Source organism: Mesorhizobium sp. W050 (assembly GCF_054719535.1).
In genome coordinates this window covers 5,282,538-5,305,428 of the sequence record NZ_JBTTIH010000001.1, presented here as the reverse complement: position 1 = coordinate 5,305,428, position 22,891 = coordinate 5,282,538, and the positions used below count along the sequence as shown (strand labels likewise).

At 62.6% G+C, this 22,891-nt stretch carries 20 protein-coding genes and 3 pseudogenes; 13 read left to right on the top strand and 10 right to left on the bottom strand.

What is annotated here, in order from left to right:
* Window positions 1-26: 26 nt before the first annotated feature.
* Window positions 27-494: a cyclic nucleotide-binding domain-containing protein gene (locus tag ACYG9Y_RS25625; RefSeq protein ID WP_023672144.1), complete on the bottom strand. Its 468-nt coding sequence runs from the start codon at window positions 492-494 to the stop codon at window positions 27-29.
* A gap of 34 nt (window positions 495-528) precedes the next feature.
* On the bottom strand, window positions 529-3,243 hold the full coding sequence (locus tag ACYG9Y_RS25620) for an ABC transporter transmembrane domain-containing protein (RefSeq protein ID WP_023706793.1): 2,715 nt from the start codon (window positions 3,241-3,243) through the stop codon (window positions 529-531).
* A 266-nt stretch (window positions 3,244-3,509) separates the two neighbouring features.
* Here ACYG9Y_RS25620 and ACYG9Y_RS25615 point away from each other — a divergent pair, with 266 nt between their 5' ends.
* Entirely contained in the window at window positions 3,510-4,181 is a 672-nt protein-coding gene (locus ACYG9Y_RS25615) for a class I SAM-dependent methyltransferase (protein ID WP_081726163.1), read from the top strand.
* Here ACYG9Y_RS25615 and ACYG9Y_RS25610 read toward each other — a convergent pair.
* From ACYG9Y_RS25610 to ACYG9Y_RS25595, 4 genes are all read right to left on the bottom strand, one after another.
* On the bottom strand, window positions 4,159-5,307 hold the full coding sequence (locus tag ACYG9Y_RS25610) for a glycosyltransferase family protein (protein WP_023740144.1): 1,149 nt from the start codon (window positions 5,305-5,307) through the stop codon (window positions 4,159-4,161). The genes ACYG9Y_RS25615 and ACYG9Y_RS25610 overlap by 23 nt on opposite strands.
* On the bottom strand, window positions 5,304-6,548 hold the full coding sequence (locus ACYG9Y_RS25605) for a glycosyltransferase (RefSeq protein ID WP_023740145.1): 1,245 nt from the start codon (window positions 6,546-6,548) through the stop codon (window positions 5,304-5,306). Before ACYG9Y_RS25605 ends, ACYG9Y_RS25610 begins: the two co-directional genes overlap by 4 nt.
* A 1-nt stretch (window position 6,549) precedes the next feature.
* Entirely contained in the window at window positions 6,550-7,764 is a 1,215-nt protein-coding gene (locus ACYG9Y_RS25600) for a glycosyltransferase family protein (RefSeq protein ID WP_023740146.1), read from the bottom strand.
* 589 nt (window positions 7,765-8,353) lie between these two features.
* Window positions 8,354-8,794 carry an Lrp/AsnC family transcriptional regulator gene (locus tag ACYG9Y_RS25595; RefSeq protein ID WP_023685065.1) on the bottom strand — a complete coding sequence of 147 codons (441 nt, stop codon included), beginning with the start codon at window positions 8,792-8,794 and terminating at the stop codon, window positions 8,354-8,356.
* A 146-nt stretch (window positions 8,795-8,940) separates the two neighbouring features.
* Here ACYG9Y_RS25595 and rocF point away from each other — a divergent pair, with 146 nt between their 5' ends.
* Window positions 8,941-9,876: an arginase gene (rocF, locus tag ACYG9Y_RS25590; RefSeq protein WP_023740147.1), complete on the top strand. Its 936-nt coding sequence runs from the start codon at window positions 8,941-8,943 to the stop codon at window positions 9,874-9,876.
* Window positions 9,873-10,934 (top strand): ornithine cyclodeaminase, encoded by a 1,062-nt coding sequence (locus ACYG9Y_RS25585; protein ID WP_023740148.1) that lies wholly within the window; start codon window positions 9,873-9,875, stop codon window positions 10,932-10,934. Before rocF ends, ACYG9Y_RS25585 begins: the two co-directional genes overlap by 4 nt.
* 6 nt (window positions 10,935-10,940) lie before the next feature.
* On the opposite strand, the gene ACYG9Y_RS25580 is transcribed toward ACYG9Y_RS25585, so the two are convergent.
* A complete protein-coding gene (locus tag ACYG9Y_RS25580; RefSeq protein ID WP_023740149.1) occupies window positions 10,941-11,942 on the bottom strand; it encodes a LacI family DNA-binding transcriptional regulator in 1,002 nt (333 codons plus the stop codon).
* Between the two features lie 90 nt (window positions 11,943-12,032).
* A pseudogene (locus tag ACYG9Y_RS25575) lies at window positions 12,033-12,219 on the bottom strand (ABC transporter permease); the annotation flags it as partial.
* A gap of 59 nt (window positions 12,220-12,278) precedes the next feature.
* On the opposite strand from ACYG9Y_RS25575, the gene ACYG9Y_RS25570 reads away from it, so the two are divergent.
* Both ACYG9Y_RS25570 and ACYG9Y_RS25565 read left to right on the top strand, forming a co-directional pair.
* Entirely contained in the window at window positions 12,279-13,034 is a 756-nt protein-coding gene (locus ACYG9Y_RS25570; RefSeq protein WP_023706786.1) for a COG4280 domain-containing protein, read from the top strand.
* Window positions 13,031-13,246 (top strand): hypothetical protein, encoded by a 216-nt coding sequence (locus ACYG9Y_RS25565; RefSeq protein WP_023672157.1) that lies wholly within the window; start codon window positions 13,031-13,033, stop codon window positions 13,244-13,246. Before ACYG9Y_RS25570 ends, ACYG9Y_RS25565 begins: the two co-directional genes overlap by 4 nt.
* Here the strand turns inward: ACYG9Y_RS25565 and ACYG9Y_RS25560 are convergent.
* Entirely contained in the window at window positions 13,240-13,872 is a 633-nt protein-coding gene (locus tag ACYG9Y_RS25560; protein ID WP_023740150.1) for a methyltransferase family protein, read from the bottom strand. The two genes, ACYG9Y_RS25565 and ACYG9Y_RS25560, sit on opposite strands and share 7 nt — an antisense overlap.
* 56 nt (window positions 13,873-13,928) lie before the next feature.
* Here ACYG9Y_RS25560 and ACYG9Y_RS25555 point away from each other — a divergent pair.
* The 4 genes and pseudogenes from ACYG9Y_RS25555 to ACYG9Y_RS25540 all read left to right on the top strand — a co-directional run.
* A pseudogene (locus ACYG9Y_RS25555) lies at window positions 13,929-14,621 on the top strand (COG4705 family protein); the annotation flags it as partial.
* Entirely contained in the window at window positions 14,622-15,242 is a 621-nt protein-coding gene (locus ACYG9Y_RS25550; RefSeq protein WP_245260308.1) for a cytochrome b, read from the top strand.
* Between the two features lie 120 nt (window positions 15,243-15,362).
* Entirely contained in the window at window positions 15,363-16,034 is a 672-nt protein-coding gene (locus ACYG9Y_RS25545) for a winged helix-turn-helix domain-containing protein (RefSeq protein WP_023740151.1), read from the top strand.
* 24 nt (window positions 16,035-16,058) lie between these two features.
* Window positions 16,059-17,446: pseudogene (locus tag ACYG9Y_RS25540) on the top strand (HAMP domain-containing sensor histidine kinase).
* Between the two features lie 192 nt (window positions 17,447-17,638).
* Here ACYG9Y_RS25540 and ACYG9Y_RS25535 read toward each other — a convergent pair.
* Window positions 17,639-18,508, bottom strand: coding sequence for a helix-turn-helix domain-containing protein (locus tag ACYG9Y_RS25535; protein WP_023706782.1), 870 nt, complete (start codon window positions 18,506-18,508; stop codon window positions 17,639-17,641).
* 106 nt (window positions 18,509-18,614) lie between these two features.
* Between ACYG9Y_RS25535 and ACYG9Y_RS25530 the strand changes: the two genes are divergently transcribed.
* From ACYG9Y_RS25530 to ACYG9Y_RS25515, 4 genes are all read left to right on the top strand, one after another.
* Entirely contained in the window at window positions 18,615-19,883 is a 1,269-nt protein-coding gene (locus ACYG9Y_RS25530; protein WP_023740152.1) for an ABC transporter substrate-binding protein, read from the top strand.
* 202 nt (window positions 19,884-20,085) lie between these two features.
* Complete coding sequence (locus ACYG9Y_RS25525; RefSeq protein ID WP_023672163.1) at window positions 20,086-20,946, top strand: carbohydrate ABC transporter permease; 861 nt, start codon at window positions 20,086-20,088, stop codon at window positions 20,944-20,946.
* On the top strand, window positions 20,943-21,779 hold the full coding sequence (locus ACYG9Y_RS25520; protein WP_023672164.1) for a carbohydrate ABC transporter permease: 837 nt from the start codon (window positions 20,943-20,945) through the stop codon (window positions 21,777-21,779). The genes ACYG9Y_RS25525 and ACYG9Y_RS25520 overlap by 4 nt, the downstream gene beginning before the upstream one ends.
* 13 nt (window positions 21,780-21,792) lie before the next feature.
* On the top strand, window positions 21,793-22,872 hold the full coding sequence (locus tag ACYG9Y_RS25515) for an ABC transporter ATP-binding protein (protein ID WP_023726711.1): 1,080 nt from the start codon (window positions 21,793-21,795) through the stop codon (window positions 22,870-22,872).
* Window positions 22,873-22,891: the final 19 nt, after the last annotated feature.

Below are 22,891 nucleotides of genomic sequence, written 5' to 3'. Positions count from 1 at the left end.
ACAAAGAAACAGAGCGGCTCGCCGCTTCAGTGCAACTGTGAATCGCTCTCGGCCGTTCGTGCGTCGATCAGGTCCGCGGTCGTACTGCTTAGCCTATCGGCAAGAACCCGCAATATCTCGATGGTCATTTCGGGAAACTCCTTCATAAGCCTCAGGAAATGGTCCTTGCGGATTCTCAAGGCCTCCAGCTCACTTGCCGCTTTGACGGTGGCAGTACGGGAGCTGTTGCACAATATGGCAATCTCGCCAACGATCGAATTTGGCAGCAATTCGGCAACTTTGATCGGCCCATTGTCGGAATCGACGAGAATATCCGCGCTGCCCGAAAGGATGACATAGGCGGCGTCTGCCTCGTCGCCCTGCCGGAAAAGAATCTGGCCGGCACTGTAGTTCACGCGATCGGACGTGAACGCGAGCAGCTTGAGCTTTGTCGGCTCGATGCCAGAGAACAAGGGAACGCGTTGCAGCATTCCAACTTCATCCTTGAGCAGCATTGTCGCAAACCTTCCTGAATTCGCGTTTGCCAGACTATGACACAAGTTCCTTGAAGATACCGTTTCCCGCCAAGAGTGTCTCGTGTGTTCCGTCTTCCACCAATTGGCCTGAGTCAAAGACCACAACCCGATCGAACATCGCCGCCATTGCCGGATTCGTCACCACCCACACAATTGCCGGCGAATGGCCGTCGCGTCTGGCTTCGTCGAGCACATTCCGCAACACCTTGTCCTGCACGCGCTGGTCGAGCGCCGACAGCGGCCGATTGAGAATGAGGAAATCGGGACGCTTGAGCAAGGCGCGGGCAACATCGAGCTTCTGTCGCTGTCCGCCGGTCAGCCGCCTGCCGGCGGCGCCGACGTTGAAGTCCAGGCCGACATCCAGAAGCTCGGCATAAAGCCCCAGTTCGTCAAGAATATCATAGACGATGGAGCGAATGCGGTCCGGCGCGTCGGGATGGTTGTTGCCGACACGCCCGAACAGGACGTTGTCCATGACGGTGGCCGCGGCGATGTATTTGGCAGGGTCAAACCGTTCGACAGCTTTCTCCAGCTCGGCCGGCAGGTTTTCATAGAACTGGTTGCGTGCAGCGATGATCTTGCTCATCAGCTCGTCGGTCAACAGGCCGAAGCGATGCCGGGGCTCGATATAGGCAAAGCTTAAGGTGACCATCATGGCGCGGTCGTTCTCCGAAACCGCATCGTAGGGGCGATTCTTGAGCCGTTGCAGCAAGGTTTCGTAGGCGGGTATCTCCTCGGCGCTCATGAAGGCGAGCTGCTGGAAGAACTGGTGTTCGGGCGGCAGGTCGGCAAACAGCTCGATCGCCTGTTCGGCGATCTCCATGCCCATTTCGTAGAGCGTGCGGTCGAGGCCGGCTTGCTTCAGCACGGAAGCAAAATAGGGATTGGACGCCAGTGCCTTGTGAGCCAGTTCGGGGCCGGCCGCGGCGCCGAAGAGCAGGTTCTGGCCGATCGTCGCTTCCTTGTTGTAGGCGCCCGGTTCAAAAGGAACCACCAGCGCGCTCAGGCCTTCTTCCTCCAACCGGGTTCGCAGCGCCGCACGCAATTCGACGATCCGCTCGGCAAGCTTCGTGTGGCGCTTGAGGTCGGCCGAAGAGCGCAAGCCAAGATCCAGAATGTCGCGCGACAGAAGAACCGCGTCGAGCACCCGGCGCACGGCTTCGAAGAGGTCGTGCGGGCCGGTGGCGCCGGCGGAGGCATAGTTGATCCAGTCGCTGCGGATATCGAGATCCGGATTGCCCGACCGGCGCGCCTCGTCGATATTCCAACGGTGCTGGTCCGCCGCTGCGCCGTCATATGTCACCGATGTCAGCGGCGCATGCTTCAAACCGTAGAGCAAATTGTCGCGCAGGCTTGCCTGGAACAGGAAAACATCCGACGAAGCGTAGGACATGCGCCGGCCGGTCACGGCTTCGGGGAGATCAAGCAAGTCATCGGAGCCCGAAACGATCCTTCCGCTGTCCGGCCAGGTCAGCCGCGCAAAGGCTTCCGCAAGCGCCTCCGCTCCCCCTGTTGCGGTGCTGACCAGAGCCACCGTCTCACCCGGCTTGACCTCGAGCGAGATGCGATTGAGGAGCATTGCGCCGCCATCGTCTGCTATCGACAGGCTGACCGCCGACAGCGGCTTGGTCATCGGATCGGGATCGTCGACCGTCAGTGCTCCGATTTCCGGCGCGATGATATTCTCGACGGTGAACTGTTCGACGACCTGCTGATATTTGACCTGGACATCCTGCCGGTCCTGATCCCAGTCGATCAGTTCCTTCATCGGTCCGGGCAAGTCCTTGTAAGCGCCGATCACGGCCACGAGCTGGCCGACATCCAACCTCCCCTGGATGACCAGATAGCCACCGATCATGTAAAACAGAAAGGGCGTGAGCTGCGCGAGAAAATTGTTGAGGAACTTTACCATGAATTTCCATTGGTAAAGATCGAAGCGGATTTTGAAGATGAGCCCGAGCCGGGCTGCTATGTCGGCGCGCTCGTAGTTCGACGTATCGTGGACGTGAACCGCGCCGATGCCGTCGACGATTTCGCCAACCCGGCCTGAAAGCGCGCGCGCCGTCAACTGCCGCTGGCGCCCGAGCACGAGCAGCCGCCGCCGCATTCGCGGGATAAGCACGATCTGGATCGCCACGATCACGACCGCTATCATTCCGAGCCAGACGTTCTGGACCATGATGAACAGCATGGCCGTCAGCGCCTGGCCGCCGAGCAGCACCGGCTGCAGGAAGGCATCGCCAATGAAGCCGCCCAGCGGCTCCACCTCGTCCTTCACCATGGTCGCCACTTCGGCGGATTTCACCCGCTTGAAGTAAACCGGCGGAAACCGCAGCACACGATCGACCAGATCGAAACGAATACGCCGCAGCATGCGTTCGCCGAGCCGGCCCTTGTAAGTGTTGATGTAGAGCTTGAACAAGCCGTTGATGACGACCAGCAAGAGGAAAACAAGGCTGAGCGCAAGCAGCGTCGACGTGCGGTCGAGCTGAAAACCGGAGAAGAACTGCACCTCGCCGATGAACGGCAGGTTATAGTGCAACCTCATGAATGGCAGGGTCGCGCCCGGTTGCTCGAACCCCTTGCCCTGGATCGGGCCGTTGACGATCAGCTTCGGCAGGTCGAACGACATGAAATACGGGACCATCGAAAGCACGACGATCATCAATATCCAGAGCTGCTGCTTCCTGGTGTGCGTCCAGATATAGCGGGCTAGGCTGGTTTCCATATGCGATTGTCAGTTTGAAGGATGCAGAATGTAAAGGCACCTGCTGGCGAATGGTGTATCGGCCATGTCTTCGCTGCCATCGACCAGTTCGAAGCGGCAGCTGCGCGCCAGACGGATGGGCGCCGATGGTCCGGACAAATGCAATCGGCCTCCTCCGGTCAATGGCGAAACGGCTTGCGCCACAGTCGCGTCCGCAAGTCGAACAGGCTTGCAAGAGGCAAGATTGCGTTGTGTCGCCCGAAATCCCAACATAGAAGACGAATATGATGGATGTCACGCAACCACGCAATGCCGGCATGGGTGGGCATGAGCAAGCCCTGGACCTCACGCGGGGAATTGCCGCCTATGTCGACCACCCTCTCGTGGCCGGGCTGGCGCGCGTCATCGCCAAGCATCCGCAGGCCGATATCGCCAATGCCTTCAACCACAAGCAGGTCGCCTGCAAGATGTGGGCGCTCGACAGGCTGTTCGAAAGCTGCGGCGGCCGGTTCGAGCGCATATGGGTTCTGGGTGGATGGTACGGCGTATTGCCGGCGATGCTTTTCAATGACGCCCGCTTCGACATCGGGGCGATCGACAGCATCGACATCGATCCCGAAGTCGGCGCGGTCGCCCGGACACTCAACCGGCAAGCCGGCGAGCGGTTTCAAGCGCTGACGGCAGATATGTACACACTCGACTATGCCGCCGGCGGGCCTGACCTGGTGGTCAATACGAGCTGCGAACACATAGCCGATCTCAGCGCCTGGCTTGCCCTGCTTCCGCGGGGTACGAACGTGCTGCTGCAGTCGAACGATTATTTCAGCGAGCCGACGCACATCAACTGCGTGGCGTCACTTGCAGCCTTCGAAGCCATGGCGGCGCTGCGGCAGATCAGGTTCTCCGGCGAATTGCCGACAAAAAATTATACACGCTTCATGCTGATCGGAGCTGTTTGAAGCGCTCGCACAGGATTTGCGCCGAGCGCCGCGCCCCTTCCAGATCGAGACGATGCGCGGCTGGCGGCGGTCCGGCAAGCGCCTGCTCGATCGCATGCGCCAGACCTTCAGGCGTCAGGTCCTGTTCCGTCAGCACCGTTGCAAGACCGAGCTCTTCGAGCATCAGAGCGCGACGCGTCTGCTCGGTTTCCCCGCCGGCTGCAAATGGAACGAGCAGCGAGCGACACCCCGCGCGCATGACATCGCAGACCGTGTTGTAACCCGCCTGCGAGACCGACAGGCGGGCGCCGGTCAGCAGGCTGGCGAAATCCTCGCGGAACCGGAAGATGGACAGGCGTGGGGAGGCATCGCGTGAAATCGCGTCAAACTCGTCCTTCGGCAGGTTTGGGCCGGTGATCAAACACCATGTCCAGGCGTTATCGGCATTTCGCGCCGCCGCGACGGTGGATCTGACAAGGCTCTTTCCGGCCGCCCCGCCGCCAACCGACACCAGAACGTCGAAGCGCTCTGAGGCCGCTTGCGCCGGCGGCGCGGCAACGAGCCCGGTGTAGGCGACCTCGGCCCTGATCGCCCCAGCCAGCGGAAATGTCTTGTCGATGGTTGCGAAAGCCGGATCGCCATGGACCATGACAAGATCGAAATGCCTGTTGACGAGATCGACCGTTTCTTCGTTTCGGCTCGGCTTCACGCGCTCCTGAAGGATGTCGCGGACGGACGCCGCCAGCAGCGGTCTGGGCGATGTCGCTTCGATGGCCTCGATCAGTGGCAAGAGTTCGAAACGCATCTGCCGGCGTCCAAAGGGAAACGCCTCGATAATGACGATGTCGGGCCTGTAATTCCGGAAAGCCTGCAGCAGCATCTCTGAGCGCCGCGTCTTGAAATCATCGTCGATGGCTTTGCCCTGCAGGTCGACAAGTCCGGAAAACCCTTCGTCACCGGAGGTGACAGGCGGCAGGGTCACGGATTTTACACCCGATCCCGGAAATCCCGCGATCGGCGCTCCGCCGGTCACGACGGTGACGTCGAACCCGTCATCGACCAGAGCCGCCGCAATGCGGCTGGCGCGCGCGAGATGGCCGATGCCGAGCAGGTGCTGAACATAGAAGAAAGCGCGCAGCCGCTTCATTCGGCGACCCGCCACTCCCGCTCGAACAGTTCCTTGAGCTGTCCAATGCCTGCCACATGGTCGAAATTGCTTCGCACGCGCCGCTCCGCGGCGTCGCCGAGGCGGGCGCGCAGGACGGGATCGCGGATCAGGCGCTCCAGCGCCTGTGCCAGGGCAGTCGGGTTTTCCGAGGGAATCAGCAGCCCGGTTTCATCCGACGATAAAAGCTCCGGCACGCCGGAAATATCGGTCGACACGCAGGCAAGCCGCTGGCTGGCCGCCTCCACCAGAACATTCGGCAGGCCGTCCCGGTCGCCGTCCGCGGTGATCCTGCAGGCCAAAGCGAAAATGTCGGCGCTGCGGTAGTGCTCAAGCACCTCCTCCTGCGCCAGCGCGCCTTTCCAGGAGACGCGCCCCTCCAGCCCGAGCCTTTGCGCCAGCGCTTTCAGCCGTTTCAGTTCCTCGCCGCCACCGATATGCTCGAAACGCCACGCCAGATCGCCAGGCAAGAGGGCAAGAGCCTCGAGCAACGTATCATAGCCTTTCTTTTCAACGGCGCGTCCGACACTCAAGATCATGACCGGTTCGGCCGGCGCCGAGCCGTCATGCTGTTTTCGCGCCTCGCCGAAACTGCCGAAGCGGTCAAGGTCGAGCCCATGATAGCTCAGATGCACGGACGAACTGCCGTTGGCGAGTTTTTTCAGATGGTCGAAGCCGGTTTTCGTGCACGTGACCGTCCAGCGCGCCGAGGAAAGCTTGCCGGCCAGATCCCAGTCCGCCGACGTCCAGATGTCCTTGGCATGGGCTGAGCAGCTCCAGGGCAAGCCACGAAGCTGGCTGGCATAGCGCGTCACAGATGCCGGCGTGTGCGCGAAATGGGCATGCAGCCATCCCGCGTCTTGCGGCCATTCGGCGGCCAACACGAGCGCTTGCCCGAAGCGGCGCGCGCGATTGCGGGTAAAGTCGCGGCGGATATCGGCAGCCAGCGATTTGAGCGCGCGCCAGAAGCCAGGCCGCGGCAGACAGGCAAACAGCGACCGAAGCACGCGCAGCGGCTCTCTGTGCAGATATTCCGGTAGATAGTGGACGGGGGCCTTGATCTCATCGTGCACGGGATGGCGTTTTGCGTCGGTCGGCCGCCTGAGCGCGAAAAGTATCAGGTCGAACCCCGCACGCTCCAGACCGAGCAGCTCCTGCGCGATGAAGGTTTCCGACAGCCGCGGGTAGCCCTTCAGAACCACGACGATCTTGCGGTGTTGCAACTCAGTTCATGCCTTCAATGACCGAAAGGTGATGGCCGGCCCGCCGGTCGAGCAGTTCCGCGACGATTTCGGAAATATGAGGCAGCCCTTCCAGCGTCAGATGCGCATTGCTCTGCGATGGGCGGGGCCGGCCCGGCAAAACCTGCAGCGCATCGGCGAACCGCTGGGCATCCTCGGCCTCCTCAGGCAAAAGCATCTCGATGAGGCCGAGTTCGGCTGCGCGCCGTGCCCGGATCAGCTGTTCCTCGCGCGGCGTGACGCGCGGCACGATCAGCGCCGGCTTGTCGAAAGACAATATCTCGCAATAGGTGTTGTAACCGCCCATCGCCACCACCGCCTTGGCGCCGGCAATCAGCTCTTCCATGCGGTTGTCGAATTCGATGATCTTGACATAGGGGATCTTGGCCCCTTTCCTGACCAGCTTGTTGCGCTTGCGCGCCGGCATGTAGGGCCCAAGCACGATCAGCGCCCGGTGCTGCAATCGCGGATCCTGCTGATAGGCCTCGATGACGTTGTGGATCAGGTCGGCGCCGTCACCGCCGCCACCGGTGGTAACCAGGATATAGTCGCCCTCGGGCCGGTGGCCGGGCAACTGGTTCTGCTGCAGGCTCCGTTGCAGGAAACCGACGAACTTCATCTTTGCCCTGACCGCCGGCGGCACGTCCAGGCCGGTCAACGGATCGTGGAAATCCGGCGGGCCATAGACCCAGACCTTGTCGTAGAACAGGCCAATCTTGCGCATCACATCCCTGCGTGCCCACTCCGCTTCGAGCAAATGCGGCGCGTCCATCACCTCGCGCAGGCCAAGCACGAGCGTGGTGCCCCGCGTCTTGAGGTAGGACAGCGTATCCTCGATCTCTCCGCGCAGCCCCAGCGGTTCCTTGTCAACGATGAAGATATCCGGCCGGAAGCTCTCGGCTGTGTGGCGAATAATCGACTGCCGCATCCTGAGCGTCTCATGCAGATCGATGTCCTTTTCCAGCGAGGTGTATTCGCCGTTGCGTAGCTTGATGACGCTGGGGATCTTCACGAAGTCGACGCGGGCGCGGTAGTCGAAGGCGCCGGCGATGGTCGCACCCGAAATGATTAGCACCTGAAGTCCGCGGAAATCCCCGACCAGCGAATGAGCGATCGTTCGGCAACGCTGCAAATGGCCGAGCCCGAACGTGTCGTGGCTGTACATGAGAATTCGTGCGTCTTTTGCGTGCTGTGTCATTGTGAACGTCTTTTAGAATTCTCGCCGGACCGTGGGCAACCCCGCAGGCTTCGAAACCATTCTCGCGGGTCTATCGACCTGTTTTGAAACATGGGGGCGAGAGGTACGCAACGGCATTCTTCACCAGGTCACGAATGCCAGGGGCGCTGATTGTGGCGCCATGCCTTGTCTTCGCCGACGATAGACGGCCCGAGCACAAATCTCTGTCATGAGGCTTGACCCCGTGGAATTAAATGCCCTGCGGCCTGAGGCAGGCAAAGCGCACATTGCGAAAAATCAAGGGCGACCAAGGCGAAACGAGGCTGCCGCACATTGTGAGGAGAACCCGCACCTTGGGAAAATGCTTCATAATCCATCGAAACACAACGGCCGCCAGAGGCCGCACGTTGCGGCCTTTTATCCTGCCATCAGCCTTGGCCTGTGGCAAGCGTCCGGTCCTTGCACCGTTCAAGCTGGTGCAATCTCGCGTCATCCGGCTTGCTCCGCCATGTGGAGGATAGCTTCGCCCTCAATGAGATTCGCAGGCCGGGCGCCCCATTCGCCAGATCCGTCACAAAGCTTTGCGTGAACACGCCGGCCGGAACGGCGGCTAAGCCAGCCGAGCCCTTGTCGTCCTCGGCGTTGCCAGCAGCAGACTTGTCTCGCTGCCGGTTATCCCGGGGATGAGCCGTATCCGCCTAAGCACCGCGTCGAAATCGGTGAGCGAGGCCGTGCCGAGTTCGACCACCAGGTCCCAGCGGCCATTGGTGGTGTGAATGGTGGAAACCTCGGCGAGGCCGCCAAGCGCCCGGACCACGCGGTCGGCAGCATGGCCCTCGATCTCGATCATCATCACGCCGCGTATCCGCTGGTCGACCGCGTCGGCGCGCAGCACCACCGTGTAGCCGATGATCTCGCCCGTTTTTTCCAGTCGCTCCATGCGCGCCCTGACCGTGGCGCGCGACACCCCGAGATCGACCGCGAGATCGGAGATGCTGCGCCGGGCATCATGCCTGAGCAGCGTGACCAGCCTTTCGTCGAGCAAGTCCATGATTCTATCCACTTTGACCAAACTGACTTATCGAATTGATAAATCATTCTTCTCGAAATGCCAATTTCGCCTGTTCATACTGCCGGGCCGGGATGGTTCATTCCACGCATCAACCGCCCAATCAATTTACAAGGACAACAAAAGCCATGCGCTGCAGGATCGTTGGCGCGCCGGTGCAGGACGGCGCCGGCAGGATGGGATGCGAGATGGGGCCAAGCGCGCTGCGCACCGCCGGGCTTGTCTCGGTGCTGTCGGAGCTCGGCCACGAGGTCGAGGACTGGGGCGCAGTGCAACCGGCCGCCGTGCGCGCAATCGTCCATGGCAATCTCGCGCTGAAGGCCCTACCGGAGATTTCCGCCTGGACGGCGGCAATTGCCGAGACCGCCTATGCGGCTTCGCGAGACGCCATGCCGATCTTCCTTGGCGGCGACCACGCGATATCGGCCGGCACTGTGTCGGGCATAGCCCGCCGCGCCGCCGAACGCGACCGGCCGCTCTTCGTGCTGTGGCTCGACGCGCATCCGGATTTCCACACGCTCGATACCACCGTCAGCGGCAATCTGCACGGCGTGCCGCTCGCCTATGCCAGCGGCCGGCCGGGCTTCAACGGTTATTTCCCGGACCTGCCTGTCGCCGTCGACCCTGCCCACATCTGCGTCATGGGCCTGCGCAGCGTCGATCCGGCGGAGCGCCGGGCGCTGAGCGAAGCGGGGGTTACCGTGCACGACATGCGCACCATTGACGAGCACGGCGTCGCACCTTTGCTGCGCGCCTTCCTGGCCATCGTCGAAAAGGCAAACGGCCTGCTGCATGTCAGCCTCGACGTCGACTTCCTCGACCCCTCCATCGCGCCGGCCGTCGGCACCACCGTGCCCGGCGGCGCCACCTTCCGCGAGGCGCATCTGGTGATGGAGATGCTGTCCGACAGCGGCCTGGTCTCCAGCCTTGATCTGGTCGAACTCAACCCGTTCCTCGACGAGCGCGGCCGCACCGCCACGCTGATTGTCGACCTCGCCGCCAGCCTGATGGGCCGGCGCATCATGGACCGCCCGACCCGCAGCCATTCCGGAAGCATTGCATGACCCAGCCTTCCCGCCTTGCCATCGTCCCTTTCGTCAGCGTCGACCGCATGATGAAGCTGGTGCTGACCATCGGCGTCGAGCGGTTCCTCACCGAACTCGCCGCCTATATCGAGGAGGATTTTCGCCGCTGGGAGCTGTTCGACAAGACGCCGCGCATCGCCTCGCACAGCCATGACGGCGTCATCGAACTGATGCCGACCAGCGACGGCCGGCTATACGGCTTCAAATATGTCAACGGCCATCCCAAGAACATGCGCGAGGGGCGCCAGACCGTCACCGCCTTCGGGGTGCTCGCCGATGTCGGTTCCGGCTATCCGATGCTGCTCACCGAAATGACGATCCTGACGGCGCTGCGCACCGCGGCCACCTCCGCCGTCGCCGCCAAATATCTGGCGCCCAGGGGCGCGCGCTCAATGGCCATCATCGGCAATGGCGCCCAGTCCGAATTCCAGGCTGTCGCCTTCAAAGCGCTGCTCGGCATCGACCGGCTGCGGCTCTACGACATCGACCGATCGGCTTCGGAAAAATGCGCCCGCAACCTCGCCGGCAAAGGCTTTGACATCACCATCTGCGCCACCGGCCAGGATGCTGTGGAAGGAGTCGACATCATCACCACGGTGACCGCCGACAAGCAGTCCGCCACCATCCTCACCGACAACATGGTCGGTTCCGGCGTGCACATCAACGCGGTCGGCGGCGACTGCCCCGGCAAGACGGAACTGCACCGCGACATCCTTTTGCGCTCCGACATCTTCGTCGAGTTCTCGCCGCAGACGCGCATCGAGGGCGAAATCCAGCAGCTCCACGCCGACCATCCGGTGACCGAGTTGTGGCAGGTGATGACCGGCAAGGCGGAAGGCCGCAAGACGGCGGAACAGATCACCTTGTTCGATTCCGTCGGCTTCGCCACCGAGGATTTTTCCGCACTGCGCTATATCAGAGACCAGCTTCAGGCCACCGGCCTCTACGAGGAGCTCGACCTGCTCGCCGATCCCGACGAGCCGCGCGACCTCTTCGGCATGCTGCTCAGGGCAGCGCTGCAGCCGGCAGCCGCCTGAGGGGCTTCAGCCGCGCAACGGCGCGCAGCTCTCCCGTTCGACGAGCACCGGGGTGAGCACTTCGCGGCGCGAATGCGCCGCCGGCTCGGCAACCCGCTCGAGCAGCAGGCTGACCGCCCGCGTGCCGATCTTCTCGACCGGCTGTGCGATCGTCGTCAGTGGCGGCCAGGTGGTGACGGCATAGGGTATGTCGTCGAAGCCGATCATCGACATGTCGCCGGGGACCCGCAATCCGCGCCCGCGCAGCACTGTCAGCGCGCCCATGGCCATCAGATCGTTACAGGCAAACAGCGCCGTGATCCCCGGCGCCTGCGCCATCAGCCGCTCCATCGCCATGCGGCCGCCGGCGAAGTGGTAGTCGGAATCCACCACCGAGGCCGGCGGCAGGTCGAGGCCGGCTTCCTGCAGCGCCATGGCGAAGCCGCGCAGGCGGGCGGGGCTGGAGCTGGAATCGCGCGGGCCGCCGATGACGCCGATCTTCTCGTGGCCGAGCCCGGCCAGATAGCGGCCGGCGAGATAGCCGCCATGATCGTGATCGACCAGCACGGAATCGACATTGACCGAATGGATCTCGCGGTCGATCAGCACCGCCGGCACGCCGGGCAGAAGGCTGGAGAACACCCGCGCATGATCCGACGAGCCGGCGAAGATCAGCCCGTCGATCTGCTTGGCCATCAGCACCTGGAGGTAGCGCTCCTCCTTCTCGGCGCTGCCGTCGGAGTTGCACAGGATCACAGTATAGCCGGCAAGGAAGCCGGCATCCTCGATCTGGCGCGCCACGCCGGCGAAGAACGGGTTGGAATTGTCCGGCAGCAGCAGGCCGATGGTCTTGGTCTCGCCGCGCCTCAGGCTCCGCGCCAGCGTGTTCGGACTGTAGCGCAAGGCGGCGATGGCCGAATGCACGCGCTCGGCCGTCTCCGGCTCGACATGGCGCGTGCGGTTCATCACATGCGAGACGGTTGCGACCGACACTCCGGCATGGCGCGCGACATCGGCAATCGTCGTCATTTCTTGTCCCCTAGTGCATGTCGCCCGGAGTGTCCGGCGGATCTGGGAAAATGACATCCATAAAACAAAAACCAAAAAGCGCGACGCGCTTTATCGGATCACCCTCAACAGCTTTTCCCGATAGGCATCCAGAATGACGGCGAGCACAATGACAAGGCCTAGCACGATCGGCTTGAAATTGTCGCCGACACCGAGCAGCTCGTAGCGAACGCCGGCGACCGGGCCACCGATGTTGACGCAACAGATAGACCATGGCGACGATGCCGGCGCGTTCTCCCTTCCGCCGGAGCGCTGTATCCTTCTCAGGCTAGTGATTCCCGCAGACAGGAAACCTTCATGAACGGCCTGACGCCCATACTTTCCACCGTGACCGCCTCGTTCCTTGCCTCCTTCGTCGAAGTGGTCGAGGCCTTCACCATCGTGCTGGCGGTCGGCGTCACCCGCAGCTGGCGGCCAGCGCTGACAGGCGCGGCGCTGGCGCTGGCGGTGCTGGCGGCTCTGGTGCTGGCCTTCGGACCGCTGCTGGCGCTGATTCCCATTGCGGTGCTGCAGTTCGTAGTCGGCGTGCTCCTGGTCCTGTTTGGCATGCGCTGGTTGAGAAAGGCCATTTTGCGCAGTGTCGGCGTCATCGCCCTGCATGACGAGGACGCGGCCTTTTCAAAGGAAACCGCCGCTTTGCAGCAGCAGGCCAATGACCGCCGCGCCGATTATCTGGCCGGGCTCGCGGCCTTCAAGGCGGTGCTGCTCGAAGGTGTCGAGGTGGTGTTCATCGTCATTGCCGTCGGCGCCGCGCATGCACAGACCTTCTATGCCAGCCTTGGCGCGTTGGCGGCCTTCATCCTGGTAACGATCATCGGCCTTGCGGTGCACAGGCCGCTGACGCGGGTGCCGGAAAACGCGCTCAAATTCGCCGTCGGCCTGATGTTGACAAGCTTCGGCATTTTCTGGACCGGCGAAGGCCTGGGCACCGACTGGCCGGGCGCCGATCTGGCGCTGCTGGCCATCTTCGCAATCATCGCCGTCGCGTGCTTCGCCATGGTGCGCTGGTTGCGCGCCAGCTACCCCAAGGCTGCACAAGGAGTTGCTCGATGAACGTCGTCCGCCTCATTCTAAAGGAGCTCGTCGGCATGTTCATCGACGACGGCAGCCTTGCGACGCTGGCGCTGCTGTTGATCGTGGCGATTGCCGCGGCAGTGAAGCTGCTGGCGTTGCCGCCGCTTGCCGGCGGCGTCCTGCTTCTGCCCGGCTGCCTCGTCATCCTGCTCTACAGCGTGCGCCGCGCGGCACGGCGCTCCGGTCAGTAGAGGGTGAAAAACACCGGCAGCATGCCGCTGATCCGCAACTGCTCAATCGTCTCGATGGCCGGGAACAGCGCCAGGAAATAGAGCCCGTCCGTGAATGTCCGCCGCAACGCCTTTGTCGAGAACCGGCGTTCGGCTTCATCGTGAAACAGCAGCGGGTTCGGCCAGAAAGGCGGCGTGCGTTCGGCATAGACGCTGTAGGCGGGGCCGAACTTTCCAAACAGGAACTCGGCTTCCTTGCGCGCCGTCACCCGGAACACCAGGTAGCTCACCAGAGCCAGCGCCGCCGCCACCGGCACCGAGCCGTACATCAACCCGACGCCCGCGACGCCGACCGTGGAAAAGAAGTAGAGCGGGTTCCGGCTCATCGAGAACGGGCCGATGGTGACCAGCTCGTCGTTCTTCCTGCCGCCGACATAGAGAATGCTCCACAGACGGCCAAGGAAGCAGACCAGCACGAAGCCGATGCCCAGCCCCTCGATGTATTCGTGCCCGTCCGAGCCTTCGACGAGAAAGGGCTTGGTGAACAGCAACAGCATGACGGCGAGGGCTGCCGCCACTTGTATGACGAGCAGGCGCTTGTGCTGGTCGAACGCCTTCGCTGCCGGCTTGGGGGGAGCGTAGCTCATCATAGTTCCTGCACTCCGGCAGGGCTCATAGCGCCGGTGTCTCGCCACTCACCAGCGAGACGGCGGCCGATTATCTGGCCGTCAATCTTGGCTTCGGACTGACCGTCACCTCGCTGATCATGACCGGCATCCTTGTCGTCGCGCTGGCGCTGCAATTCGCGCAGAGGCGTTATGTGCCATGGGCCTATTGGCTGGCGGTGGTGCTGATCAGCGTCGTCGGCACCTTGATCACCGACAATCTGGTCGACAATTTGGGCGTCCGTCTGCAAACCACCACGATTGCCTTCACGGTCTTGCTCGCCGCGACATTCGCGGTCTGGTACGCCAGCGAAAGAACGCTCTCCATCCATACGATCGTCACCACCAGGCGCGAGATCTTCTACTGGCTGGCTATCCTGTTCACCTTTTCGCTCGGCACCGCGGCCGGCGACCTTGTCGCCGAGACGTTCGACATTGGCTATCTCACGACTGGCTTCTTGTTCGGCGCGGTCATCGTCTTCATCGCCCTCGGCTATTTCGCCTTCGGCCTCGACGCCATCCTCGCCTTCTGGCTGTCCTACATCCTGACGCGGCCGCTTGGCGCCTCGTTCGGCGACCTGCTGTCGCAGCCGGTCGAATATGGCGGCCTCGGCTTCGGCACCACCTTCACCAGCATGATCTTCCTGGGCTGCATCGTCGCCCTCGTTCTCTATATGAGTCTGAAGAAGGGCACCGGCGAGGCCGACAAAATCCTGCTTGAATCGGAGTAGATGCAAGCACCTGCACGCCCGCCTGACGCGACGAGAACGCGCCAAAACGTCAATGGATCCCTGCCGTGGGTCGCCCTGGGCAGCTATCGCGCTCACCTCATGGACGGAAGAATGAACTCCAGGAAATCCGGTTATAGCGGCCTCCAAATTAGCCTGCATTGGATGATAGCGGCGCTTGTCCTGTTCCAGCTCCTGTTCGGCGAAAACATGACAATCTATGTCGATGCGGCAGCGGACAGACGCCAACTGTCGTCCTACGGGCAGACCATGGGGTCCGCCCATTACTGGGTCGGCCTGGCGATCCTGTTGCTGGTGTTCGTGCGACTGGCCGTCCGCCTCTTCATCGGTGCGCCCAAGCCGCAATCCACAATGCCGAAATGGATGGCTTTCGCCTCACGCACAACGCATGCGCTGTTCTATGGCCTTCTCGTTGCCGCTCCTGTTTCCGGGCTTCTGGCCTTTTATGTTTGGAGCTGGATGGGCGATGTCCATACTTGGGCAAAGCCGGTATTCATCGTTCTGATCTGCATTCATGCCGGTGCGGCACTCTTCCATCATTTTATTCTGAAAGACGCCGTGCTGCGCAGGATGCTTGTCCCTGCGCGCGATCCGGTCGGATGACACTTATGGACATGTGCAACGACCAAGAGCGACCAGGCGCCGGCGGATATTCTAGGAACGGACCGCCGCCGGTGCTAGCATGCCGCTCTGGCAAAGCCTCGGCAACAGACCGGAACAGAGATGCGACTTCTCCTTGTTGAGGATGACCCCAGGACCGCAGACTATGTCGTCAAGGGCCTGAGCGAAGCCGGGCATGTCTGCGATCTGTTGCGCGACGGGCATGACGCGCTGTTTGCCGCGACACGCGACGCCTATGACGTGATCGTCGTCGACCGCATGCTGCCCGGCCTCGACGGCCTGTCGATGATCAAGGCGGTGCGGGCGGCGGGCGTGCGCACGCCGGCGATCTTTCTGACCTCGGTCGGCGGCGTCGACGACAGGGTTGAAGGGCTCGAGGCCGGCGGCGACGACTATCTCGTCAAGCCATTCGCCTTTTCCGAACTGCTCGCCCGCATCAACGCGCTCGGCCGTCGCCCTGCGGTGCAGGAGCTGAAGACGACGCTGCGCATCGCAGACCTCGAAATGGACCTGATCCAGCGCCGCGTCACCAGGCAGGGCCAGGCGATCGACCTGCAGCCGCGCGAATTCAGCCTGCTCGAAGTGCTGATGCGCGGCGAGGGCCGCGTCATCACCCGCACCATGCTTCTGGAACGGGTCTGGGATTTTCACTTCGACCCCAAGACCAGCGTCGTCGAAACCCATATCAGCCGGCTGCGCGCCAAGATCGACAGGCCGTTCGAAACCACGTTGATCCACACCGTGCGCAACACTGGCTACAGTGTTCACGACTGAGGCGCGGCATGACAGAAACTTGCTATGACTGAGACAGGCTCTCGCCTGCTGCGCAGCACGCCGTTTCGGCTGGCCCTGACCTTCGCCTTGCTGTTCGTGCTCGCCTTCATCCTGTCAGGCGCCATCGTCTACCAGCTGATGAGCGCGGATCTTGCCGAGCAGCTCGACCAGTCGGTCAAGGAGACCTATTCGGTCGTGGCGGTGACCTATGCCGGAAACGACCGGGAGGATCTGGTTTCGGCAGTCGACAGCCACGCCGCGCTCAGCCCGAGCAAGGAACAGCTGTTCTCGCTCACCGATCCCGCCGGCAATCGCCTGGCCGGGAATTTCACCGCCGCCGACCTTCCCGATGGCTTTTCGGATTTTGCCGCTTCCCTGCCAGGCGTTGCGCCGGACACTATGTACCGCGCCTGGACCGGTTCGGTCGGGCCCAACAGCCTGACAATCGCCTTCTCGCTCTCCGAAACCGAGGAGCTGGAACGCATCGTTTTGATGAGCTTCGGCTGGGCCACCCTGATCATTTCAGGGCTGGCGGTGGCTGGCGGCGCCTTGCTGGCGTCGCGTGTGCAGCGTCGCCTCGACGGCATTGCCGCCACCATGGACGATGTCTCCAACGGCCGGCTCGACGCCCGCATTCCACTGCTCGGCAATGGCGACGACATTGACGGCGTCTCGCGCCAGGTCAACGCCGCGCTGGAGCGGCTGGCGGCGCTGGTGGACGGCATGCGCCAGGTCAGCGCCGACATCGCGCATGATCTGAGACGCCGCTCAACCGGCTGCAGATGATTTTGGAAGCTGCGGCCGACAGGACCGCGCGGGGTGAGGCCGTTGCCGATGAGCTGGCGGAGGCACGTGGGGAAAGCCTGCAGATCAACGATACTTTCGATGCGCTGTTGCGTATTGCCCAGATCGAGGCCGGCGCTCGCAAGGCGCGCTTTGTCGATCTCGACCTCACCGGCGTCATCGATGCCATTGCCGAAATCTACGCCGGTGTCGCCGAGGATGACGGCAAGTCGCTGTCGGCCACGATCGTCCACGGCACCCCATGCCTGGTCCACGGCGACCGCGACCTGCTGACGCAATTGTTTGCCAATCTGGTTGAGAACGCGCTGCGGCATTGCCCCGATGGCACGGCAATCCTTCTATCGGTGCGGCGGCAAGGCGACCGCATTCTGGCTGAGGTCGCCGACAATGGCCCCGGCATCCCGGCGCAGGAGCGCGAAAAAGTGTTCCAGCGGCTCTACCGGCTAGACTCCAGCCGCACCACGCCCGGCAGCGGCTTGGGCCTCAGCCTGGTGCGGGCCATCGCCGACCTGCATGGTGCAACGATTGCGCTGGAGGATCGCCGGCCTGGGCTGGCGGTAATTGTCGGGTTTCCTCGGGCGGAGGGCACCGGTCCCGGCTTGAAATGACAACGCCAGAGCCAGGTCGACCCCACTCCGTCGAGCGAAGCAGCGACGGAGTGGGGGAAGGCGCTCATGAAACGCGAAGTCGCTGACAACTTTCTCCAAGTTGATGGTCGCATCCGACAAAGGCGGTCGCGATTAGCCTTGCACATGTTTCCACCCGGAACGGCTGCGGGTTGATCAAGATGACCGTCGAACCTATCGCCCCACCGCACCCCGGCGAAAATCCGAGGGCGACATCCCTGCCAGCTTGCGGAAGGATTTGTTGAAGGCGCTGAGCGAGCCAAAGCCTGAATCCATGGCGACGCGCAGCACATTGGCGTCTTCATGCATCAGCAGCGCCTGCGCGTAGCTCAGCCGCAGCAGATTCATATATTCGTTGAGCGTCATGCCTGTCGATTTCTTGAAAATGCTCATGGCGTATTTGGGGTGGATGTCGGCGGCAGCGGCAATGTCGACGCAGTCTATGTCGTAGAGGAAATTCTCGGCGATGAAGTCGCACATGCGCCCGACATTGCGCAGCGATTGCTGGTCGAACGGGCCGCCGGGTTCCTGGCCGATGGCGGTTTCCGGCACCAGCCGGTAGGGCTCGAAGCGCACCCGCTCCAACCGCAGCAGCAGCTCGTTCACGGCGTGCTCGGTTATCGCCGGATCGCCCGAGCGGAAATAGCGGTTCCAGCGTTCGAAATTGTGATGGTCGGCCTGGTCGGTCGCCGATGTCACCAGCGTGGCGCCGGTCATCAGCCGGTGGCGGACATCCGTCGGCAGGTGCAGGCGGAAGAAATGCACCAGCGGCAGATGCGCGCCGGCATAGATGGCGTCGTCGGAGAGATCGTCCATCTGGTGCGGCAGCCCGCCCCAGAACAGGCACATGTCGCCCGCCGTGAGCGCGATCTCGTGCTCGTTCATGCGGTAGTGCACGCTGCCGCGGACGATGAAATTGACCTCGACCTGGGCATGCCAATGCGGCTTCAGCATCACCAGCGGATGGTTGTGAAACATCTGCAAAGCCATCGGCAGGCCTTCGACGCTGCTGGCGCCAGGCTGGTAAAACGGCCGTTCCGGCATCTTACTTTCCGCCCATCTTTTATTCCCGTTGTCAGGGACAAGCCTTCCGCGCCGCCTAGTCTAGCCATGCTCGCGAAGAGAGAGCAAATGAAATGGGAGGATTTCAATGCGCACGACACTGATCTGTGCCGCGCTGGCGCTTGGCCTGGGCTCAACCCCGGCTTTGGCGCAGTCCGGCGAAATCACGATCTGGAGCTGGAATATCGCCGCTTCGTCGCTGAAGGCGACGGTGGCCGGCTTCAACAAACAGCATCCCGACGTCAAGGTCACCGTTCAGGATCTCGGCAACCAGCCGACCTATGACAAGTCGATCGCCGGCTGCGCGGCCGGCGGCGTCGGCCTGCCCGATATCGTCTCGATCGAAAACGGCGAGGCCGAGAATTACTGGAGCCAGTTCCCCGATTGCTTCGTCGATTTGCACACGCTGGGCTACACCGCCGACGACCAGAAGAAATTCCCGGACTTCAAGCGCACCGAACTGGAGGTCGGCGACAAGGCCTATGCCATGCCGTGGGATTCCGGCCCGGTAGCCGCCTTCTACCGCCGCGACTTCTACGAGAAGGCTGGCGTCGATCCGGCCTCGATCAAGACCTGGGACGATTTCATCGCCGCCGGCAAGAAGGTCCAGGCCGCCAATCCCGGCGTCACCATGACCAATGCCGATTTCAACGGCGACACCGAATTTTTCCGCATGATTTCCAACGAACAGGGCTGCGGCTATTTCGCCGCCGATGGGCAGTCGATCACCGTCAACCAGCCGAAATGCGTCGACACGCTGGCCAAGATCAAGGACATGAAGGACGCCGGCATCATCTCGTCGGCCGACTGGGGCACCAAGATCACCAACAACACCGCCGGCACCGTCGCCACCCAGGTCTATGGCGGCTGGTATGAGGGCACCATCCGCACCGAATCCGCCGGCAAAAACGGCAAATGGGGTGTCTATCTGATGCCGAGCCTGACCGCCGACGGCCCCCGCGCGGCCAATCTCGGCGGCTCGTCGCTCGCCATCACCTCATCCTCGAAGAACAAGGAGGCCGCCTACGCCTATCTGAAATACACGCTCGAGACCAATGAAGGCCAGATTACCATGCTCAGGGATTTCGGCCTGGTGCCGTCACTGATCTCGGCCCTCGACGACCCCTACGTCTCGCAGGGCCTGCCCTATTGGGGCGGCCAGGCAGTGTGGAAGGACATTCTCGCCACGCTGCCCAAGGTGGTGCCGAGCCGCGGCACGCCGTTCCAGAGCGACGCCGAAATCATCATGCGCGCCGTGCAGACCAAATATCTCGGCGGCGGCTATCCCGATGCCAAGGCCGCCCTCGACGACGCCGCCAGCCAGATCGCTTCGGCGACGGGACTGCCGATCAAGTGACCAAGGCGGTGATGCTGGCGGCCAGATATAGGGCAATTTGCCGGACTGTTGGCGCTGCCCCTCACCTGCCTGCCGGCATCCTCTCCCCGTATAGTGGCGGGGAAAGGGACGCTCTCGCCCAACAGTGCGCCAATTGCCGGCGGCGTCCGCCGGCTAACAACACGCCGGATATCAGCCGGGAAAGAGGAAGGAGGAGGAAACCATGCGCTACCAGAACGCCACGGCCTATCGCTTCCTTACGCCCTACCTCCTGATCTTCGCCATCTTCTGGGTGTGGCCGATCATCTCCTCGTTCATGATTTCCTTCCAGGCGACGCGCACGGTGCCCTGGCGCTTTGCGCCGACGTTCAACTGGGGCCGCCTGATCGGCGACCCCGCTTTCTTCAACGCGCTGAAGAACACGCTGCTCATCCTCGTCATCCAGGTGCCGGTGATGATCTCGCTGGCGATCATCATGGCGGTGCTGCTGAACTCGCCGCTGCTGAAAGCACGTGGCCTCTACCGCTTTGCCTTCTTCGCTCCGGTGGTGGTCGGCGAGGTCGCCTATTCCGCCGTGTTCCGGCTGATGTTCAACCTGGATTTCGGCATCATCAACAAGCTCCTCGCCGGCGTCGGCCTGGCCAAGATCGACTGGTTCTCCAACGTCACACCGGCCATGGCGCTGATCATGATCGCGGTAACCTGGCGCTGGGCCGGCTACAACGCCATCATCCTGCTCGCCGGCCTGCAGTCGATCCCCGAGGACGTCTATGAAGCAGCGACGCTCGACCGCGTCAGCAAGCTCAAGCAGTTCTTCTACATAACGCTGCCGCTGCTCAAGCCGGTCATCGTGTTTTGCGCCGTGCTGTCGATCATCGGCACCATGCAGCTGTTCACCGAGCCGTTCCTGATCACGGAGCGCGGCGGCCCCGGCGGCGGCACCGAGACGCTTGGCCTGCTGCTCTACCGCCAGGGTTTTCGCTCGCTCAATTTCGGCTACGCCTCGGCCGTCGCCTACACCATGGCGGGGCTGGCCATCGCCATCACGCTGGTGCAGCTGTGGCTGACAAGAGAGCCGAAATGAGTTCGCTGTCGCAACGCCGGCTCGGCCGCAGCGTCCTGCTGCATCTGGTCCTGACACCGCTGGCGGTGATCTGGCTGTTTCCGCTGTGGATGATGGTGGTGTTTTCGACCATGCCCGACAACGGCATTTTCAGCCCCGGCATAGAGCTTCTGCCGCACGGCAATTTCGTCGACAATTTCAACAACCTGCAGCGCGACACCAATTTCGTCGGCGCTATCGGTATTTCGGTGGCGGTGGCGGTGACCTACACCTTCTTCTCGGTGCTGCTGACCTCGATGGCCGGCTGGGCGCTCGCCCGCTATCAGTTCTTCGGCAAGGGCGCGGTGGTGGCGATCATCCTCGGCACCATTACGCTGCCCTATGCGGTGGTGCTGATCCCGCAATTCATCATGGTGGCGCGCGACTTCCAGCTCGCCAACACCTGGATTGCGCTGATCGTGCCACCCTTGTTCAATTCGCTGGGCGTGCTGTTCATGCGCCAGGCTTTCTCGATGATGCCGGCCGACCTTTTCGACGCGGCACGTGTCGAGGGCGTCAAGGAATGGCGTATCTTCCTGTTCGTCGCTTTGCCGCTGGCGCGGCCGATGCTGGCGGCGCTCGCCATCATCCTGTTCCTCGCCTCGTGGAACAATTATCTCTGGCCGCTTTTGATCAACAGCCAGCCCGGCGCGATGACGGCCCCTGTGGCGCTCGGCACGCTGATCGGCCTGACCAAGGTCTCATGGGGCGGCATCATGGCCGGCGCCGTCATGTTGACCGTACCGATGCTGGTCGTCTTCGTTCTGCTGCAGCGCCATTTCATCGCCGGCATCGCCGCCGGCGCCGTCAAGTAGGGACAACAGCGATATGGCGGCAGTCACCCTCACCAATGTCGTAAAACGCTTCGGCGTCTATGAGATCATCCATGGCGCCAACATCGATATCGCCGATGGCGAGTTCGTCGTCTTTGTCGGCCCGTCGGGTTGTGGAAAATCGACGCTGCTCAGGATGATCGCCGGGCTGGAGGATATCAGCGGCGGCGAGATCGCCATTGGCGGCAAGGTGATGAACGATGTCGAGCCGGCCGAGCGCGGCATCGCCATGGTGTTCCAGTCCTACGCGCTCTACCCGCACATGAGCGTGGAGCAGAACCTGAGCTTTGGCCTCAGGATGACCGGCAACCCCAAGGAGGACACCGAGCGGCGGGTGAAGCGGGCCTCCGAAATCCTGCGCATCACAGAGTTGATGGCGCGGCGGCCCAGGCAATTGTCCGGCGGCCAGCGCCAGCGCGTTGCCATTGGCCGCGCCATCGTGCGCGAACCGCAAGTCTTCCTGTTCGACGAGCCGTTGAGCAATCTCGACGCCGAGCTGCGCGTCCAGATGCGGGTCGAGATCTCGCGCCTGCACAAGGAGCTCGGCACGACGATGATCTATGTCACCCACGACCAGACCGAAGCGATGACGCTGGCCGACCGGATCGTGGTGCTGCGCGGTGGCCATGTCGAGCAGATCGGCCGGCCGCTCGATCTCTACGACAATCCCGACAACCAGTTCGTCGCCGGCTTTGTCGGCTCGCCGAAGATGAATTTCATCAAGGGCCGCGTCGTCGGGCGCAACACGAGCAGCGTCACCGTCGAGCTGGTGGGCGAGGAAAAGACCCGCATTATGCAACCATTGACCGGCGCCGTGCCGCAAACAGGAGCCAAGGTCATTGTCGGCGTGCGGCCCGAACATTTCGGCAATGGCGGCGAAGGCGACGCCGACCTCACTGTCGGCATCGACGTGGTCGAGCATCTCGGCGGCACCAGCTTCATCTATGCCAGGACCGCCCATGGCGAAGACCTGGTGATCCAGCGCGACGCGGCAAAGGTCCCCGACACCCAGGAGATCACCGTGTCCATCCGCAAATCCTATCTGTTCGATGAAAACGGCCAGCGGCTGCGCTGACCTTCCAGCTATGCAAGGA